The 17,134-nt window shown below is 72.4% G+C and carries 15 protein-coding genes; 9 read left to right on the forward strand and 6 right to left on the reverse strand.

Annotation, left to right across the window (positions count from 1 at the left end; translation table 11 throughout):
* Window positions 1-3: 3 nt before the first annotated feature.
* Both AB0C27_RS19850 and AB0C27_RS19855 read right to left on the reverse strand, forming a co-directional pair.
* Window positions 4-1,611 carry an ABC transporter substrate-binding protein gene (locus tag AB0C27_RS19850; RefSeq protein WP_357845922.1) on the reverse strand — a complete coding sequence of 536 codons (1,608 nt, stop codon included), beginning with the start codon at window positions 1,609-1,611 and terminating at the stop codon, window positions 4-6.
* On the reverse strand, window positions 1,608-2,741 hold the full coding sequence (locus AB0C27_RS19855) for a C45 family peptidase (protein ID WP_357845924.1): 1,134 nt from the start codon (window positions 2,739-2,741) through the stop codon (window positions 1,608-1,610). Before AB0C27_RS19855 ends, AB0C27_RS19850 begins: the two co-directional genes overlap by 4 nt.
* A gap of 114 nt (window positions 2,742-2,855) precedes the next feature.
* Between AB0C27_RS19855 and AB0C27_RS19860 the strand changes: the two genes are divergently transcribed.
* Together AB0C27_RS19860 and AB0C27_RS19865 are read left to right on the forward strand one after the other, a co-directional pair.
* A complete protein-coding gene (locus tag AB0C27_RS19860; RefSeq protein ID WP_357845926.1) occupies window positions 2,856-3,737 on the forward strand; it encodes a MurR/RpiR family transcriptional regulator in 882 nt (293 codons plus the stop codon).
* Window positions 3,738-3,776: 39 nt separating this feature from the next.
* On the forward strand, window positions 3,777-4,607 hold the full coding sequence (locus AB0C27_RS19865) for an undecaprenyl-diphosphate phosphatase (protein ID WP_357845928.1): 831 nt from the start codon (window positions 3,777-3,779) through the stop codon (window positions 4,605-4,607).
* Here the strand turns inward: AB0C27_RS19865 and AB0C27_RS19870 are convergent.
* Entirely contained in the window at window positions 4,576-5,268 is a 693-nt protein-coding gene (locus AB0C27_RS19870) for a hypothetical protein (protein WP_357845930.1), read from the reverse strand. The two genes, AB0C27_RS19865 and AB0C27_RS19870, sit on opposite strands and share 32 nt — an antisense overlap.
* Window positions 5,269-5,474: 206 nt before the next feature.
* Between AB0C27_RS19870 and AB0C27_RS19875 the strand changes: the two genes are divergently transcribed.
* Together AB0C27_RS19875 and AB0C27_RS19880 are read left to right on the forward strand one after the other, a co-directional pair.
* Complete coding sequence (locus AB0C27_RS19875) at window positions 5,475-6,233, forward strand: oxidoreductase (protein WP_357845932.1); 759 nt, start codon at window positions 5,475-5,477, stop codon at window positions 6,231-6,233.
* Window positions 6,234-6,273: 40 nt separating this feature from the next.
* The gene (locus AB0C27_RS19880) at window positions 6,274-7,017 is read left to right on the forward strand and encodes an SDR family oxidoreductase (protein WP_357845934.1); all 744 of its coding nucleotides are present in this window, start codon (window positions 6,274-6,276) and stop codon (window positions 7,015-7,017) included.
* 15 nt (window positions 7,018-7,032) lie between these two features.
* Here the strand turns inward: AB0C27_RS19880 and AB0C27_RS19885 are convergent, their stop codons facing one another.
* Window positions 7,033-8,037, reverse strand: a complete 1,005-nt coding sequence (locus tag AB0C27_RS19885; RefSeq protein WP_357845936.1) for a LysR family transcriptional regulator — start codon at window positions 8,035-8,037, stop codon at window positions 7,033-7,035.
* Window positions 8,038-8,139: 102 nt separating this feature from the next.
* Window positions 8,140-9,288, reverse strand: coding sequence for an MFS transporter (locus AB0C27_RS19890; RefSeq protein ID WP_357845938.1), 1,149 nt, complete (start codon window positions 9,286-9,288; stop codon window positions 8,140-8,142).
* 90 nt (window positions 9,289-9,378) lie between these two features.
* Here AB0C27_RS19890 and AB0C27_RS19895 point away from each other — a divergent pair, with 90 nt between their 5' ends.
* From AB0C27_RS19895 to AB0C27_RS19905, 3 genes are read left to right on the forward strand one after another with little or no spacing between them, the layout of a single operon-like run.
* The gene (locus AB0C27_RS19895) at window positions 9,379-9,804 is read left to right on the forward strand and encodes a metalloregulator ArsR/SmtB family transcription factor (protein ID WP_357845940.1); all 426 of its coding nucleotides are present in this window, start codon (window positions 9,379-9,381) and stop codon (window positions 9,802-9,804) included.
* Complete coding sequence (gene hrpB / locus AB0C27_RS19900; protein ID WP_357845942.1) at window positions 9,791-12,310, forward strand: ATP-dependent helicase HrpB; 2,520 nt, start codon at window positions 9,791-9,793, stop codon at window positions 12,308-12,310. The genes AB0C27_RS19895 and hrpB overlap by 14 nt, the downstream gene beginning before the upstream one ends.
* Window positions 12,307-13,041, forward strand: a complete 735-nt coding sequence (locus AB0C27_RS19905) for a hypothetical protein (RefSeq protein WP_357845944.1) — start codon at window positions 12,307-12,309, stop codon at window positions 13,039-13,041. The genes hrpB and AB0C27_RS19905 overlap by 4 nt, the downstream gene beginning before the upstream one ends.
* A gap of 11 nt (window positions 13,042-13,052) precedes the next feature.
* On the opposite strand, the gene AB0C27_RS19910 is transcribed toward AB0C27_RS19905, so the two are convergent.
* Complete coding sequence (locus tag AB0C27_RS19910) at window positions 13,053-14,234, reverse strand: pyridoxal-phosphate dependent enzyme (protein WP_357845946.1); 1,182 nt, start codon at window positions 14,232-14,234, stop codon at window positions 13,053-13,055.
* A gap of 56 nt (window positions 14,235-14,290) precedes the next feature.
* Here AB0C27_RS19910 and AB0C27_RS19915 point away from each other — a divergent pair, with 56 nt between their 5' ends.
* Together AB0C27_RS19915 and AB0C27_RS19920 are read left to right on the forward strand one after the other, a co-directional pair.
* Entirely contained in the window at window positions 14,291-15,733 is a 1,443-nt protein-coding gene (locus AB0C27_RS19915) for an amidase family protein (RefSeq protein WP_357845948.1), read from the forward strand.
* A 79-nt stretch (window positions 15,734-15,812) separates the two neighbouring features.
* On the forward strand, window positions 15,813-17,129 hold the full coding sequence (locus AB0C27_RS19920; protein ID WP_357845950.1) for an FAD-binding oxidoreductase: 1,317 nt from the start codon (window positions 15,813-15,815) through the stop codon (window positions 17,127-17,129).
* Window positions 17,130-17,134: the final 5 nt, after the last annotated feature.

Genomic DNA, 17,134 nt, shown 5'->3' on the forward strand with positions numbered 1-17,134 from the left:
GGCTCAGCCCTTGGCCCCGAGATCGGCCGCCCACGGGTAGCCCATGTGCACCTGCGAGGCGGGCGGGCCGGTCACCTTGGCCCCGAGCACGACCGCGTTCGGCACCTCGACCAGCGAGATCCACACCATGTCTGCGGTGAACATGCGCTGCAGCTCGATGACGTGCCCCGCGCGGGCCGCGGGGTCGGTGGTCTCCAGCGCCTCGGCCACGAGCTTGTCGTAGGCGGGCGAGCTGTACTTCACCCAGTTGTTGGCCGAGCCGGTCAGGCCGTTGTCGTAGAAGCCGATGGGGTCGGACTTGGTGATGTACCAGTCGTCGGGGACGAGGTCGACCTGGGCGCGCAGCGACTTGTCGGTGTAGAAGCTGCCGAACTCGGACGAGGGCACGGTCTTGATCTGGGCGGTCAGGCCGATCTTCGTGGCCGCGTCCACGACGGCGTTGGCGATGACCGAGCGCGACTGCTCGCCGTCGGTCGCCACCACGATCGGCTCCTTCGGCGAGCCCGCCTCCGCCACCAGCTTCTTGGCCTCCTCGATCCGGGGCGTGTCCGGAGCGCCGGTCAGCTCGTCGTAGGCCGTCTGGAACGCCTCCTTCTCGTACGACCACGCCCCGGCCCCCACCGGCACCTTCCACGGCCTGGCCAGCCCCGCGAACCCCGACTTGGCGATGCCGGCCCGGTCCACGGCCAGCGACAGCGCGCGCCGGATCTTCGGGTCCTTCATCACGCCGCGATCGGTCGGCAGCAGCACGAACACGCGCGTGGTCGCGCCGTAGGCCACGCTGACCGCCTGGTTGCTCTGCAGCGCCACGGCCGGCCCGGTGTCGGACAGGTAGGCCCCCTGCGCCGCTCCCGTGACGAGGCTGTTGACCAGCGCCGTGTCCTGGGCCCACCGGAACTCGACGGTCTTGGTGAGCGGTTTGACATCCTTGTTCCAGTACGCGTCGTAGCGCTCGATCGTCATGTGCGAGCCGGACTTCCACTCCTTGAGCCGGTACGGGCCGGAGCAGGCGTCGTCGTGTCCCGGCGAGCCGAAGTCCTCGCCCTGCGCCTGCACCGCCTTCCGGTTGAGCACGATGCCCGCGCCGCCGGCGATGGCCTGCTCGAACAGCGCGTTGGGCCGCTTGAACGCGATCGTGACCTCGTGCTCGCCGCTCTTCTCGATGGACTCGACGTCCTCGAACTCATCGGATTCGTCCATGCCCTCGCCCGCGTGCCGCTTCAGGCTCCACACGACGTCGTCGGCCGTGACCGGCGAGCCGTCGTGGAAGGTGGCGTCCTGACGCAGCGTGAGGACCATCGTCTTGGGGTCGGGGAGCTCGGCCTTCTCGGCCAGCCAGGGTTTGACGGTCATGTCGGGCTGGGTCTGCATGAGGCGTTCGCAGACGTTCGCCATGACCGTGCGGTTGGGGGTGCCGCCGTCGGAGTCGAGGTCGAGCGTGCCCGGCTCCTCGTCGAGCAGCCAGACGGCGCGGTCGAGCGCCCCGGCCGCCTTGGCGGTGCGATCGACCAGGGTGAGCTTGGCGAGGTCGGGCGCCTTGGTGGTCGCGGCGGGCCCGCCGCACGCGGCGACCAGGCCGGCCAGCCCGGCGAGGGCGAGCAGCTTCTTCACGGGGTCACTTCTCCATGCGGTCCGTCGTAGAGGTTCCAGGGCACGCGCTCGTACTCGTGGTCGCAGGGCGTGCCGGCCGCGATCAAGTAGTCGCCCGTGGTCAGGTCGACGCAGCTCGACAGCAGGGTCGCCCACCGCTTCACGGCGGGCTGGGTGAGGTCGGGGTGGGTGCAGAGGGACTCGGGGTAGCCCAGGTGGTCGGACATGGCGAACCTGATCCGCTTGCGCACCTCGTCGGTGCCGGACGCCTCGCGCACCGTACGCAGCCCGCCCTCGGCCCGGGGCACCCGGAACAGCGAGTCGGCCGAGCCGGGCCGGTAGGTGGCGGCCAATTGCGGCGGCACGAACGCCTGGTAGTGGTTGCCGTGGACGAGCAGCCCGTCGGTGGGGTACATCCAGCCGATGGCGCCGGGCGTGGTCTCCAGGTCGATCGCGAACCCGTCACGGTGGGTGATCAGCGCGTTGCTGGCGATGTGGGCCCGCGACTTGGTCAGCGCCTCCAGCGCGGTGTTGAGGTTGTCGCTGTCGAGCACCCTGCGCCTGATCAGAGTCTGCGGCACGCCCACGGTGTCGTCGAAGCGCCCGCCGAGCCCGTTGGCGTTGAGCGCGATGCCCGCCGAGTTGGCCCCCTGCCGCCCGACCTGCCCCGCCTCCACGTGCATGATGACCGTCGGCCGGCCCGGCTGGACGACTCTGAGCACCATGAGGGTGTCGGACACGCCGTCGCGCCAGTCCCAGTTCTGGCCGGCGTAGACGTGGCCGTCGCCGGACACCTCACCGAGCAGCGCGAACGACGTGCAGCCGTCGGGCTCCATGGAGCTGAAGGTGGTGTCGTAGATGATCTCGCCACGGGCGTTGAGCGCGAGCACGTCGAGGAAGCCGACCCCGGCCCCCTCGGCGATGCCCTCCATCTCCTCGACCAGCTCCGGCGCGAACGCCCTGCTGGGCTCGATCCAGTGCGCCGCCCGTTCGACGACCTGATCCCATGACAGGCCGCTGGAGTGCGCGAACGCCTCCGCGTAGTAGGTCAGCGCGCGTTCGATGCGCTCGCGCGCCTGCTCGCCGTACTGGCGGCCGCGGTCGCGAGGAGCGCCGGAGATCTCGACGAGAGGCAGGGATGTGAGGCTCAATGGTGCTCCTTGGACCGACCCGGAGCCTGTAATGTCCATTTCAGGAGGCGGCGAGTCTGTAGCGGTCGTTTCCAAGACAGGGTAATGAGCGCTACACAGGAGTCAAGAGCCGTAATGGAAAATACACACAGCCCGGTCGAACAGCTCAGGGCCCAGGTACGACAGCTCTGGGAGGAGCTGTCACCGGCCGAGCGGGCGGTGTGCCAATACCTGATCTCCGCCTCACCCGAGCAGATCCTCTTCGCCAGCGCGCAGGAGCTGGGCACCGCCACCGGCACCAGCAACGCCACGGTGGTGCGGACGATGCAGCGGCTCGGCTTCGGCGGCCTGCCGGGGCTCAAGCGGGCGCTGGCGGCCGAGTTCACCTCGGCGGTGGCCCCCGACGTCCGCCTGCGGCAGCGCGTCAGCCACGTCGGCCAGGACCTGACCGGCATCTGGGAGCGGGTCTTCGACGAGGCCCGCGAGCGGGTCGAGCACTGCAGGGGGCTGCTGGACGCCGAGGCGTTCAAGAAGGCGGTCGAGCTGCTGGTGGACGCGCCCGGCGTGTTCGTCTACGGCGCGGGCGCCTCCGAGCCGGCCGGCCACCACCTGGCGCTCAAGCTCAACCGGCGCGGCCACCGCGCCCGCGCCGTCGCCACCACCGGCTTCGCCCTGGCCGACGACCTGATCCAGCTCGCGCACGGCGACGTGCTGGTGATCTTCCAGCCGGCCCGCAAACTCAAGGAGCTCACCGTGCTGATCGACCGGGCGCACGCCGTGGGTGCGAACATCGTGCTAATTTCCGATGAACTCGGCGGATCGTTCGCCGACCGGGTGGACGCCGTGCTGGCCGCCCCCCACACGCCCACCGGCATCACGGCCGAGCCGCTGACCGGCATCATCGTGGCCGACGCGCTGCTGCTGGCGCTCGACTCGCTCGACGAGCCCCGTTCGGTCGAGAACTCCCACCAGCTCAACGCGCTGCGACGGCAATTGCTTGACCCTCGATTCCGCTAACCTCACCTCGTCACTTCCGCGTGCTGGAAAGGTGTCGTCGTGATCGGCTGGCTAGAAGCGGTGATCTTGGGGTTGGTCCAAGGGCTCACGGAGTTCCTGCCGATCTCCTCCAGCGCCCACATCCGGGTGGTCTCCGCGCTCGCCGGCTGGAAGGACCCAGGGGCGGCGTTCACGGCGGTGATCCAGCTCGGCACCGAGACGGCCGTGCTGATCTACTTCCGCAAGGAGATCTGGGAGATCATCTCCACCTGGACGCGCTCGCTGTTCGACAAGAGCCTGCGCGGCCACTGGGCGGCCCGCATGGGCTGGTACGTCATCGTCGGCACCCTGCCCATCGGCATCCTCGGCGTCACGCTGAAGGACCAGATCGAGACCAGCTTCCGCGACCTGCGCCTGGTGGGCACGACGCTGATCGTCTTCGCCTGCATCCTCTGGTACGCCGACCACACCGCCCGCAACAAGCTCACGCTGGAGAAGCACCTCAGCTTCCCCCACGCCATCATCTACGGCTTCGCCCAGTCACTGGCCCTGATCCCCGGCGTCTCCCGCTCGGGCGGCACGGTGACCGCCGGCCTGCTGCTCGACTACCGCCGCGAGGACGCGGCCAAATACTCGTTCCTGCTGGCCATCCCCGCCGTGCTGGCCTCGGGGCTGTTCGAGCTGAAGGACATCGGCGAGGGCCCGGCCCCCGCGTGGGGGCCGACGATCCTCGCCACCGTCATCTCGTTCGTCGTCGGTTATCTGGCGGTGGCCTGGTTCCTGCGTTACATCAGCACCCACCGCTTCACTCTCTTCGTGATCTACCGAATCCTCCTCGGCGTCTTCGTCATCTTCGCGGTCAGCCTCGGCTGGATTCCCGCTCAGGGCTGACCCGCGGCGCCGGATAGTAGGCCGCCCACTCCTCGTCGCCCATGCGCAGGATCTTCCAGCCGATCCAGCCGAGCGCGGCCACGGGGGCGGCCCAGAACGGCACGGTGGCGGGGCCGTACGAGACCGCGAACGACCCGAGATAGCCGGCCGTCACCACCGCCGGCGCCCACCACCCGACGAACCCGGCCCGCCACACGGCCGCGGTCAGCACCGGCAGGCCGAGGAAGCCGAAGAACATCCACGGGAGCTGGAACCCGAACATCACGCCGGGCAGCCCCAGCATCTCGTCCATGATCCGCTGCGCCTCCTCCGGCGGGTGGTGCCGCCCCAGCCACCACTCCACGGGATCGGTGAGCAGCAGCCCCGACAACTGCAGGTAGCCGAGCACCGTGAGCGCACCGGCGACGTGGCCGAGCCGGGTCGCCGCGCGCCTGGTCAGATGCACGAGGCCGAGCACGGCCACGGCCATGAGCATCCAGCTCCAGTGGTAGAGCACGGACTGGATCTGGGCGAGCACGGGGTTCGCGCCGAAGCTGACCGCCTCCCGCTCGTCGCCCCAGGTGCCGGGATCGACGACGACGGCGAGGGCCTGGAGCAGCGGGGCCACGATGAGCAGGACTCCTGCCGTGACGCGGCGAAAGGTCACCTGATCGCTGAACATGGCGCCGACGGTAGGCGCCTTGAGCACCGCCCGTCGTCCGCCTGCCGGGCTACCGCCCGTCCCCTTCGCGAATGACCCGCCATAGGAATCTCCTATGGCGGCCGCTCGGATTTCGTCTTTGCTTCGCATTCTTTTTCTTGCGTACGGTGAACCTGCTCGGCCCGCGAATATCCGCGCCGAGCGAATTCGGCGATTCAGGAGGGGCCATGACGCTCGGAAACGGATCAGGAGAGCTCAAGGGAAAACGAGCCCTCGTCACGGGAGGTTCCCGGGGAATCGGGGCGGCGGTCGTGCGGCGGCTGCTTGAGGAGGGCGCCGAGGTGCTGGCCACCGCCAGGACGACCGCGTACCCGGCGCCGGAGGGGGCCGCCTTCGTGACGGCCGACATCCGCACCGAGGCCGGAACGCGGGCGCTGGCCGCGACCGTCCAGGAGACGTTCGGCGGGGTGGACATCGTGGTGCACAACGCGGGTGGCGCCCGGGCCGGCGACAGCGCCGTGACGATCCCCGACGCGGACTGGCAGGACACGCTCAACCTCAACCTGCTCGCGGCCGTACGGCTGAACGCCCTGCTCACGCCGGGGATGCGGGACCAGGGGTCGGGGGCGATCGTGCACATCTCCACCGCCGCGCTGCTCCCGCCGGTGCCGGTCTTCGCGCACTACCAGGCGGCCAAGGCGGGGCTGGAGAGCTACAGCCGGGCGCTGGCCGCGGAGCTGGCCCCGTACGGGGTCCGGGTCAACGCCCTGGCCCCCGGCAGGACCGCCACCCCCGGCGGCGAGGAGACGCGCCGGCGGTGGGCGAGCACCGCCGCGGAGTCGGGCGCGACCGACACGCCGCCGCTCGGGCGCGAAGGCCTGCCGGGCGACATCGCGAACGCGGTGCTCTTCCTCGTGTCCGACCAGTCGAGCTGGATCACCGGGACCAATTTCTCCGTGGACGGCGGCGAATACCCCAGGAATTGACGGCGAACTGTCGTTGTTCTGTAACGAAGGAATTGTATTCATGGGTAAATACAGTGGCAAGAATGTCGTGGTCACCGGTGGCAGCAGCGGCATCGGGCTCGCCATCGCCGAATCGCTGGCGGACGGCGGGGCCCGGGTGGCGATCACCGGCCGTTCCCAGGCCGCGCTCGACGCCGCGCGGGAGCGGATCGGCGAGAACGCGGTGGCCGTCCGCGGCGACGTGTCCTCGCTCTCCGACCTGGACACGCTGGCGGACCGGGTGAAGACCGAGCTCGGCACGGTCGAGGCGTTGTTCGTCAACGCGGGCATCACCGCGCTCACGCCGCTCGACTCGACGACCGAGCAGGCGTACGACGAGCTGTTCGCGGTCAACGTCAAGGGCGCCTTCTTCACCGTGCAGAAGCTCGCCCCGCTGCTGAGCAGGGGCGCCGGCGTCGTCCTGACCACCTCGGTGGCCGGCGTCGTCGGCATCCAGGACACCAGCGTCTACGCGGCCGGCAAGGCGGCGCTGCGCTCCATGGCCCGCAGCTTCTCCCGCGAGCTGCTGCCGCGCGAGATCCGCGTCAACGCGATCAGCCCCGGGCCCGTCGACACGGGGGTGCTGGAGCGCACGATGTCCAAGGAGGCCGCCGCGGAGTTCATCGCGGAACGGGTCGCGGACAATCCGATGAAGCGGCTTGGCGCCCTCGACGAGATCGTGGCCGCGGCGGCGTTCCTCGCCTTCGACGCGACGTACACCGCTGGGGTCGAACTCGCCGTGGACGGCGGCGTCACCCAGCTCTGAGCGGCCGCACGGCGTTCACCCGGCTCTGAGCGGGCGCACGACGTTCGTCGCGGCTGTCTCGTCGTGTGGCTCGTCGTGCGGCTCGTCGTGCGGCTCGTCGTGCGGCTCGTCGTGCGGCTCATCGGCGTCCGACCGGCGGAGGGAGGCGGAGCTGTCCCAGGTCTCCTGGCGCAGGAGCTCAAGCAGCGCGGTCGCCGCCGGACCCGCGTCGGGGTGGACCACGGCGATGACGGGCTGCGAGACGACCGGGGACATCGGACGCGCGAGGTGCTCGTAGCCGCGGGGCACCGCGGAGGCCGGGACGAGCGTCACGCCCAGGCCGTGGGCGGCCCAGCGCACCGCCGTCGCCGTCTGGGACACGCGGGCGACCGTGGCCGGCGTCAGCCCGTTCGCCTCCGACACCTCCTGCAGCACCCCGTCGAGTGCGCTGTCGCGGTCGAACCTGACCCACGGCTCCCCCTCCAGCGCACGCAGGTCCACCCGGTCGGCGGCGAGCAGCCGGTGCCCGGCGCCCAGCACCGCGACGAACTCCTCCTCGCCGAGGCGATGGGCGTCCGCGGGGCCCCGACGGCAGGCCGCCATCAGGGCGAAGTCCGTGACCCGCCTGCGGCACAGCTGCTCCAGCTCGGCGGAGCTCGACTCTTCGAAGACGGTGACCTCCAGCCGCGGGAAACGGCGGCGCAGCACGCCCAGCGCGCCCGGCAACTGGCGGGTGCCGAATCCCAGCTGCGCCGCGACGGCGAGCTCGCCCACCAGGTCGTCCGCGCCGGCCCGCGCCGTCTCCCGCGCTCGCCGCGCCGCGTTCACCGCGATCTCGGCCTCCTGGAGGAAGGCCCGGCCGACCGCGGTGGGCACGAGCCCGCCCGGCGTCCGGTCGAAGAGCGTCACGCCGAGGTCGCGCTCCAGGTTGCGGATCTGCTGGGACATCGACGGCTGGGCGACGCGCAGCGTTTCCGCCGCCGCCGTCACCGAGCCCTCCGTGGCGACCGCCAGGGCGTACTCGAACTGGCGCAGACTCATCGGCTCCCGTCTCCTCCCGGGGAGGCAACGCGGTCCGCCCCGTCGTCATCGTGGTCCCGGAGTGCTCCAACGTACTCTCCTCCAGAACCCTTCCCCGGACGTTCAGCCGACCGGTTCGGTCACCTGGGGGACGAGCTTCGGTGCGCGGTAGGTGGCCAGGGTGAACAGCAGGGCCAGCAGGCCCAGTCCTGCGGACAGGGCGATCACGCCGATCCGTCCGTACGCGTCCAGTGCCACCCCGCCGGCCAGGCCCGCCACGAACAGGCCGAAGTACTGGGCCGACGACAGCAGGCCGAGGCCGATCGAGACGTTGCCCGGCATCGTGGTGACGGTCCTGAACTGCTGCGCGGGGGCGATCATCCAGCCGACCGAGCCCCACAGGAAGCCCCACACCAGCGCGATGGGCAGGGCGAGGTTCGCGACGGGGATGAGCAGGACGAACACGAAGGCGGCGGTCATCCCGATCAGGATCATCCGGCGCGGCCCGTACGCGTCTGACAGCCGCCCGCCGAGCAGGTTGCCCACGATCCCGCCCAGTCCCCAGGCCCACAGCAGCGCGGGCAGCGGCAGGTCGAACAGCGAGCCGATGTAGGTGTAGGCGCTGAACCCCGACGCGAAGACCAGCAGTTGCGTGGCCATCACCGCCAGCACCCGCCGGTCGCGCAGCGGCTCGAACCGTTCCCGCAGCCGTCCGGACGTCGGGAGCCGCACGTCGGGCACCAGCGCGGCCACCCAGACGAGCCCGAGCAGGCCCAGCCCCGAGACCATCCACAACGTCGCGCGCCAGGTCACCGCCTCGCCCAGCCAGGTGCCGAGCGGCACGCCGATGGCCGACGACACGCTCAGTCCGCCCATCACCAGCGCCAGCGCGCGCCCGCGCCGGTCGGGCGGGGTCAGCGCGTTCGCCACGGCCGACGAGGTCGGCGTGAACATGGCCGCCCCCGCCGCGGCGATCACCCGGGTGAGGACCACCAGCGGGTACGTCGGCGCCAGCGCGCTCAGCACGTTCCCGGCCACGAACACCGCCATGGCCAGCAACAGCAGCGTCCTGCGCGGCAGGTGGATCGTCAGGGCCGCGAGCAGGGGCGACAGCACCGCGTACGCCAGCGCGAACACCGTCATGAGCTGGCCCGCGGCCGACCGGGAGACCCCCAGGTCGGTCGAGATCGGGCCTAGCAACCCGGCGGTGACGAACATGCCCGTACCGATCGCGAAATTTCCGGCGGCCATCGGATAGAGCCGTGAACTCACGGAAGCCTCCTCCAGCAAAAGTTTGACGCCCATCAAACTGACCTATAGTTGGATCGTTGTCAAACAATGAGACGAAGGTAGGCTTCCGCCATGCGCCTGCTACCGCACCCGGCTACGGAGGACATCGAGCTCACAGAGGTTCTGCGGGCGCTGTCCGACCCCGTACGCCTGCAGATCGCCATCCGTCTCGCCCTCGCCGGGGAGCTGAACTGCACCACGGCCGCCGACGACCTCGGGGTGCACAAATCCACCGCTTCGCACCACTATCGGGCGTTGCGGGAGGCCGGCGTGGTCGTGACCAAGCAGGAGGGGCGGCTGAAGTACATGAGCCTGCGCCGCGCCGACCTCGACGTCCGCTTCCCCGGGCTCCTCGACGCGATCCTGCGCTCGGCGAACCGACCCTCAGGACGCACGGCCTCCGCGCACCGGGCCGCTGCGGGAGGCCCCGAGGAGCAGGTCGCCAGGGAGCAGGTCACTGAGAAGCAGGTCACCGAGCGGGCCGATGCCCGTGCCTGACGGCGCCCCCTCCCCAGGCAGGGTCCCGCCCTCCCCTCAGGGTGCCCTGCCCATCCACCAGGTGGTGCCCGAGCTGCTGTCCGCGCTCGACGGGCACGGCAGCGCGGTGCTGACCGCGCCGCCCGGCACCGGCAAGACCACAGTGGTGCCCCTGGCGCTGGCCGAGGCGGGCATGCGGGTCGTGGTGGCCGAGCCGAGGCGGCTGGCCGTACGCGCGGCGGCCCGGCGCATGGGCGTGAGCTACACGATCAGGGGCGAGCGGCACGTGGGCGCCGATCCCAGGGTCGAGGTCGTCACGACCGGCGTGCTGCTGCAACGGCTCCAGCGGGACCAGGAGCTGGCCGGGATCGACGCGGTCATGCTGGACGAATGCCACGAACGCCACCTCGACGCGGACACGGCGCTGGCGTTCCTGCTCGACGTACGCGAGACGCTCCGCCCCGATCTGCGCCTCCTGGCCACCTCCGCCACCGCCGACGCCGCGCCGTGGGCCGAGCTGCTCGGCGGCCCCGTCGTCGCCGCCACCGGCAACACCCATCCCGTGGAGACCGTCTGGGCCCCGCCGCCGCGCCCGGTCGCGCCCCCGCACGGCCTGCGCGTCGATCCCGCGCTGCTGTCGCACGTGGCCTCGGTGGTACGCAGGGCGCTGGCCGAACGGGACGGCGACGTGCTGTGCTTCCTGCCCGGCGTGGGCGAGATCGCCAGGGTGGCCGGGATGCTGGCCGGGGACGTCGAGCAGTTGCTCCAGGTGCACGGCCAGACGCCGGCCCACGTCCAGGACGCCGTGCTGTCGCCGGGGGCGGGGCGCAGGGTGGTGCTGGCCACGTCCGTCGCCGAGTCGAGCCTGACCGTGCCCGGCGTGCGGGTGGTGGTGGACTGCGGGCTGGCCCGCGAGCCGCGTACCGACCACGCACGCGGCCTGGGCTCCCTCACCACGGTCAGGGTCTCGAAGTCCTCCGCCGCCCAGCGGGCCGGCCGGGCGGGCCGCGAGGCGCCCGGCACCGTCTACCGCTGCTGGACGGCGGCCGAGCACGAGCGCCTGGCCGGCCAGGCCCGGCCGGAGATCGCGCTCGCCGACCTGACCGGCTTCGCGCTCCAGGCGGCCTGCTGGGGCAGCCCCGACGCCCACGGCCTCGCCCTGCTCGACCCGCCGCCCGCCGCCGCCATGTCCGCCGCCACCGGCACGCTGCGGCTGCTCGGCGCCCTGGACGACGCCTCCCGCGTCACCGCCCGTGGCCGGCGGATGGCGCTGGCCGGGGTGCACCCCCGGCTGGCCAGGGCCCTCCTCGACCTCGGCCCCCGGGCCGCCGAGGTGGTGGCGCTCCTGTCGGAACAACTGCCCAGGGACGCCTCCGACGACCTGGTGGAGGTCTGGCGCACGGCCCGCCGCGGCGGCACCGGCTTCGCGGCCCGCTGGCGCCAGGAATCCACCCGCCTCCGCCGCACCGCCACCACCGCAGACGCCGACGCCGGCGCCGCTCGGCGCACCTCCCCAGAAGCCGCCGGCCACGCCTCCCCCGGCGCCCACCCCACCGGCGTGGCTGCTCGCGGGCGGGAGTTGTCGGATGACGCGCTGGCCGGGATGGCGGTGGCGCTGGCGTTTCCCGAGCGGGTGGCGCGCAGGCGTGGCGGCGGGTTCCTCATGGCCTCGGGCACCCAGGCCCAGCCGGCCGAGGGTTCCAGGCTCGGGACCGCTGAGTGGCTGGCCGTCGCGGTCGCCGACCGCCCGACCGGCTCGACCTCGGCCCGTGTCAGGCAGGCGGTGGTGATCGACGAGGCGACGGCCAGGCTGGCGGCCGGCACCACGGTGGAGGACGAGGTCGAGTGGAAGGTGCCGCCGGGCGAGCGCCGCGGCGACGTGTCCGCGCGCCGGGTCGAGCGCCTGGGCGCGATCGAGCTGTCCGCCAGGCCGCTCAAGGACGCCGACGTCAGTGCGGCCATCCGGTACGGCCTGCGTACGGAAGAGCTGCTGACCTGGACGAAACAGGCCAAGGACCTGCGCGACCGCCTGGCGTTCTGTCACCGGGCGATCGGCCCGCCCTGGCCGTCCATGGACGCGCTCATCGAGCTGGCGGACCAGTGGCTGGAGCCCGAGCTGTCCAGAGCCCGCCGCCGCGCCGACGTGGAGCGCATCGACGTCGCCTCGGCGCTGCGCCGCCTGATCCCGTGGAGCGAACGGCTGGACGCGGTCGCCCCCGAACGCCTGGAGGTCCCCACCGGCTCGCACATCCGCCTCGACTACTCCGGCGAGCAGCCGGTGCTGGCGGTGAAGCTGCAGGAACTGTTCGGCTGGCAGGAGACGCCGCGGATCGCGGGCGTGCCGGTCGTCGTCCACCTACTGTCGCCCGCGGGCCGTCCGCTGGCGGTGACGGCGGACCTGGCCTCGTTCTGGCGCGACGCCTATCGTCACGTACGCGCGGAGATGCGCGGCCGCTACCCCAAGCACCCCTGGCCGGAAGACCCGCTCACCGCGCCGCCCACCCGCCGCACGAAGGGACGCTCATGACCGACCGGCAGGCCGTCCCGCCGGACGAGGAGACGCCCATGACCGACGCGCAGGCCGTCCCGCCGCCCATGACCGGCTGGCACGGCTGGCAGGCCGTGGCGGCCCGCGACAACGCCGCGTGGTGCGACCTGATGTGCCGCGCCCACGGCAGGCCGGGCACGTTCACCGAGCGCTCCTGGACCAACCCGGCCAGGACCCCGCCCTTCTACCCCGACGCCGTCACGCTCTCCCCTGACGCCACGGCGGCCGACGTGCTCGGCCGCATCGACGCGGGTCCCGGCGCGTCGGTCAAGGACAGCTTCGCCACGCTCGACCTGCCGGGCTTCGAGGTGCTGTTCGAGGCGCGCTGGATCCACCGCGCCGCCCCCGATCGCAGGCCCACCGACTGGGCGAGGGTCGAGGACGCGGCCACGCTGCGCGATTGGGAGCGGGCGTTCGGCGAGCCCGGCCTGTTCCCGCCCGCGCTGCTCGCGGAGGCGACGATCGTGTACGGCCGGACGAACGGCGAGATCACCACCGGCGCGGTCCTCACCACCAGCGCCACCGGCCCCGCCGTCGGCGTCTCCAACGTCTTCGGCCCCGACGAGGACGCCGCCTGGCAAGGCACCCTGGCCATGGCCGCCGAGCTCTTCCCCGGCCGCCCCCTGGTCGGCTACGAGATCGACCCCACCACCGCCATGAGCCACGGCTTCACCACGACCGGCCCACTCCGTGTCTGGATCAAGCCCTGAGGCCCCGTACCTCAGCTCACGAGATCGTCCAGCGTCGGGTTCTCGATCACCGGATAACGCTCCCCACCCACCCCCATGTCCTTGAACCCGCTGGACGTCGCCACACACACCACAGGCCCGTCAAAAGCGCGCCGCGACCTCCGATACCCCGCCACCCCCGCCACGCCTGACAGCTCCTGCCACAGCCCCTGCCCGGCCAGATCCCGCTGGGCCCGCCGCAGCTCCTCATCGGTCACCAGCACGGCCTCTCCGCCGCTGTCGCGCACGGCCAGCACGCCCCGGTGCCCGCCGACGGTGCCGGCGACCCCGTACGCCTCCGTGGGACCCAGCTCGACGATCGCGGCGGGCGCACCGGTGGCCAGGGCCCTGGCGTGGGGCCCGCCGGCGGCCGTCTCGCAGGAGAACATCCGCGGCGTCCGCTCGGCCAGCCCGAGCAGCCGCAGCTCGGTGAAGCCCTTCCACACCCCGTAGAGCAGCTCGGCGTAACCGGTGGGCACGAAGACGGCCGCGGGCACCGCCCTGCCGAGCTGCAGGAACAGCTCGTACGCGATCGTCTTGTAGCCCTCGGCCCCGAACGGGTGCCCGGTGTGGGTCACGGTCTGGTTGCTGACCGGATGGTAACCGAGCCGGTCCACGACCTCCCGCAGCAGCGGCCAGCGCGCCGCGACCGGCACGGACACGACCTTGGCCCCGTACGCGCGCGCGAACGTCTGCACGGCCGGCGGCGAGTCCGCCGAGGAGAGCACGATCGCGGGCAGCCCGGCCCTGGCCGCGTAGGCGGCGGCCGAGGCGCCGTGGTTGCCGGATGAGGCCACGACCACGCCGGGCGCGCCGGCGACCACGGCGGCGCTGACCGCGACCCGGTTGAGCCGGTCCTTGTGCGACCACGTCGGATTGCGTGACTCGTCCTTGACGTGCACGTCCCCGAACTCCACCAGCGGTGTCCCGCCCTCGCCCAGCGTGGGCACCGCCAGCGGCGGCAGCAGCGGGGACCAGCGCGCGATATCGGGGCCAGGCGCCTGGTCGAACAGGGCGCGCTCCACCTTCGCGTAGTCGTAGACGACGTCGAGCGGATAGGCGATCTCGTCGGTGCTGGTCCTTGGGCAGCCCCGCGTCAGCGGCGGGAACAGGGGATATTCGGCCGTGGGGTCGCCCAGCGAGCGCTGTCGCAGGGCGAGCGAAGGTCCGTTCACGTGGATCGACCCTATCGAGCCTCGCCACGATGAGTGAAAATGTGCACACTCGAATCATGTTGTGGGCAGGCAGGTCCGCCATCGAGATCGCGACGGCCGTACGGCACGGTGACATCAAGGCCACGACCGTCGTCGAGGAGCATCTTCATGCCATCTCGGAGCGGGACACCAGGGTCGGGGCGTTCCGTGCGGTCAGGGAGCAGGCCGTGGAGGAGGCGCGGGAGCTGCAGAAACGGCGTGATCTGCCGGATCTGCCGCTCGCGGGCGTGCCGGTCGCGGTCAAGGACAACCTGGAGGTGGCGGGCGAGGCCACCCGCGGCGGGTCGGCCGCCACTTCCGACGTGCCGGCGGCCGAGGATCACGTGACGGTGGCGCGGCTGCGCGCGGCGGGCGCGGTGGTGATCGGCGTGACCAACCTGCCGGAGCTGGGGCTGGTGGCGTTCGGCGACAGCGCGTACGGCATCGTACGCAATCCATGGAACCCCTCGCGCACGGCGGGCGGATCGTCGGCCGGCAGCGCCGCGGCGGTGGCGGCGGGCATGGTGCCGATCGCGCTCGGCAACGACGGCATGGGCTCGTTGCGCATCCCCGCGGCCTGCTGCGGCGTTCTGGCGATCAAGCCGGGCGCGGGCCTGGTGCCGCCGCCGACGGACGACTGGGACCGGCTGACGGAGAACGGCCCGATCGCCACCACCGCCGCGGACCTGTCGCTCGCGCTGTCGGTGCTGGCCGCGGACCCGTCGCTGGCGGAGGCGTGGCGCGGCGGCTGCCGGGTGGAGCCCGCGCCGCGCATGCTGCGCTCGGTCTGGGCCGACGACGACGAGGTGTGGGAGCCGCAGCCGCCGCCCGCCGGCCCGGAGCCGTTCGACCTGCGGGTGGCGTACGCGCCGCAGCCGCTGCCGCCGGGGTTGTCGGTCGACAAGGAGTTCAGGGCCGCGGTGCGCGGGGCGGCGGAGACGCTGCGCCTGGCCGGGCACACGGTGGTCGAGCACGACGGCACGCTGCCCGCCTGGCTCGGCCCGGCCACGGTCGCGACGTGGCTGGTCAGGGCGGCCGAGTCGGTCGAAGGGCTGGACCGGTGGCGGCTCGAACGCCGTACCCGCGCGCTGGCCAGGGCCGGCCGGGTGCTCGCCGCGCTCAAGCTGGACGGCGCGCGGGGCCGCGAGCGCTGGCACGGTTACGGCGCCGACCAGTGGCTCGGCGACGCGGATGTGCTGGTCATGCCGGCCCTGGCCGCCGTCGCGCCGAGGGCCGAGCGCTGGGGCCGGCGTGGCCTGCTGCACAACGCCTCGGCCAACATCAGGTACGCCCCCGCCACGGGCCCCTGGAACATGTGCGGCTGGCCCGCCATGGCCGTGCCCCTGGCCACCCATTCCAGCGGGCTGCCGATCGCCGTGCAGCTCGTCGCGCCGCCCGGCGGCGAGCCCCACCTGCTGGGCCTGGCCGCCCAGCTCCAGGCCGCGCATCCACCGCTCAGGCCGCCGGGCTTCGCCTACTGAGGCTTCCATAACGATTGCTTCTGGCGATCAGAAGATCTATCTCTTGGACTTATGGAAGCGCCGCCGACAGGCTGGAACCATGAGTTCCACACTTTATCGGCATGATTCCGGATATGACGCCGAGCGAGCCGGCTTCCAGACGCTCGCCTCCCACCGTCCCGAGGTGATCGTCCCGGCCGCGAGCCCCGATGACGTGCGGCGGGCGGTGTCCCACGCCGCCGCGCGCGGCCTGCCCGTCGCGGTGCAGGCCACCGGGCACGGCCTGCCCGTCCCCGCCGAGGGCGGCCTGCTCGTCACCACCGGCAGGATGAACGCCGTCACGATCGACCCGGCCGCCGGCACCGCGCGCATCGAGGCGGGCGTGCGCTGGGAACAGGTCATCGCCGCGGCGGCCGGGCACGGGCTGGCCCCGCTGTCCGGCTCGTCGCCGGTCGTGGGGGCGGTGTCGTACACGCTGGGCGGGGGGCTCGGGCTCATGGCCAGGCGCTACGGGTACGCCGCCGACCAGGTGCGCGCCGTGGACGTCGTCACGGCCGACGCCGAGCTCCGCCACGTCACGCCTGAGGGCGACCCCGATCTGTTCTGGGCGCTGGTGGGCGGCCGAAGCAACTTCGGCGTGGCCACCGCGCTGGAGATCGGCCTCGTCCCCGTCGAACGGCTCTACGGTGGCGCGCTCTACTTCGGCACCGACCTGGCCGGGCCCGCGCTGCGTGCCTGGCGGGACTGGACCCGGTCCCTGCCCGAGGAGCTGACCTCCTCGATCGCCGTCATCCCGTTCCCCGACTCCCCGCACGCCCCCGCGCCCTTCCGCGGCCAGACCGTGGCCCACGTCCGCGTCGCGTTCACCGGGAACGCGGCGGAAGGCGAGGAACTGCTGGCTCCGCTGCGCGCGGTCGGCCCCCGGCTGATGGACACCGTGGGCGAGCTGCCCTACACCGGCTCGGCCGCCATCCACAACGACCCCACGACGCCGTCCGGCTACCACTCCACCCATTCCCTGCTGCGCGAGCTGCCGGAGGAGGCGCTGGAGGCGCTGCTCGGCGCGCGGGCCGTGATCGAGGTGCGCCACCTCGGCGGCGCGCTGGCCAAGCCTCAGTCGGTGGCCAACTCGGTGGGCAACAGGGACGCGCTCTACTACGCCGGCATGCTGACCCCCGGCCTGGCCCCCGGCGCGGACCTGACGGCCGTGCGCGCGGCCCACGAGGCGGTCAGGCGGGCGCTGGCGCCGTGGGCGACGGGCGGACAGGTGCTGAACTTCCTGTACGGCGACCAGGCCACGCCGGAGAACGTGCGCAGGGCGTACGAGCCGGGCGACTACGAACGCCTGACCAGGCTCAAGGCCGCATGGGACCCGGAGAACCTGTTCCGCCTGAACCACAACATCCCCCCGGCCTGAGACGA

Origin of the sequence: Nonomuraea sp. NPDC048882 (genome assembly GCF_040649755.1) — a bacterium.
Lineage (GTDB): Bacteria > Actinomycetota > Actinomycetes > Streptosporangiales > Streptosporangiaceae > Nonomuraea > Nonomuraea maheshkhaliensis.

Coding starts and splice junctions, on each gene's coding strand:
- AB0C27_RS19860 (WP_357845926.1), top strand. CDS start 2,856: ATGGAAAATACACACAGCCCGGTCGAACAGCTCAGGGCCCAGGTACGA.
- AB0C27_RS19870 (WP_357845930.1), bottom strand. CDS start 5,268: ATGTTCAGCGATCAGGTGACCTTTCGCCGCGTCACGGCAGGAGTCCTG.
- AB0C27_RS19875 (WP_357845932.1), top strand. CDS start 5,475: ATGACGCTCGGAAACGGATCAGGAGAGCTCAAGGGAAAACGAGCCCTC.
- AB0C27_RS19880 (WP_357845934.1), top strand. CDS start 6,274: ATGGGTAAATACAGTGGCAAGAATGTCGTGGTCACCGGTGGCAGCAGC.
- AB0C27_RS19885 (WP_357845936.1), bottom strand. CDS start 8,037: ATGAGTCTGCGCCAGTTCGAGTACGCCCTGGCGGTCGCCACGGAGGGC.
- AB0C27_RS19895 (WP_357845940.1), top strand. CDS start 9,379: ATGCGCCTGCTACCGCACCCGGCTACGGAGGACATCGAGCTCACAGAG.
- hrpB (WP_357845942.1), top strand. CDS start 9,791: ATGCCCGTGCCTGACGGCGCCCCCTCCCCAGGCAGGGTCCCGCCCTCC.
- AB0C27_RS19905 (WP_357845944.1), top strand. CDS start 12,307: ATGACCGACCGGCAGGCCGTCCCGCCGGACGAGGAGACGCCCATGACC.
- AB0C27_RS19915 (WP_357845948.1), top strand. CDS start 14,291: ATGTTGTGGGCAGGCAGGTCCGCCATCGAGATCGCGACGGCCGTACGG.
- AB0C27_RS19920 (WP_357845950.1), top strand. CDS start 15,813: ATGAGTTCCACACTTTATCGGCATGATTCCGGATATGACGCCGAGCGA.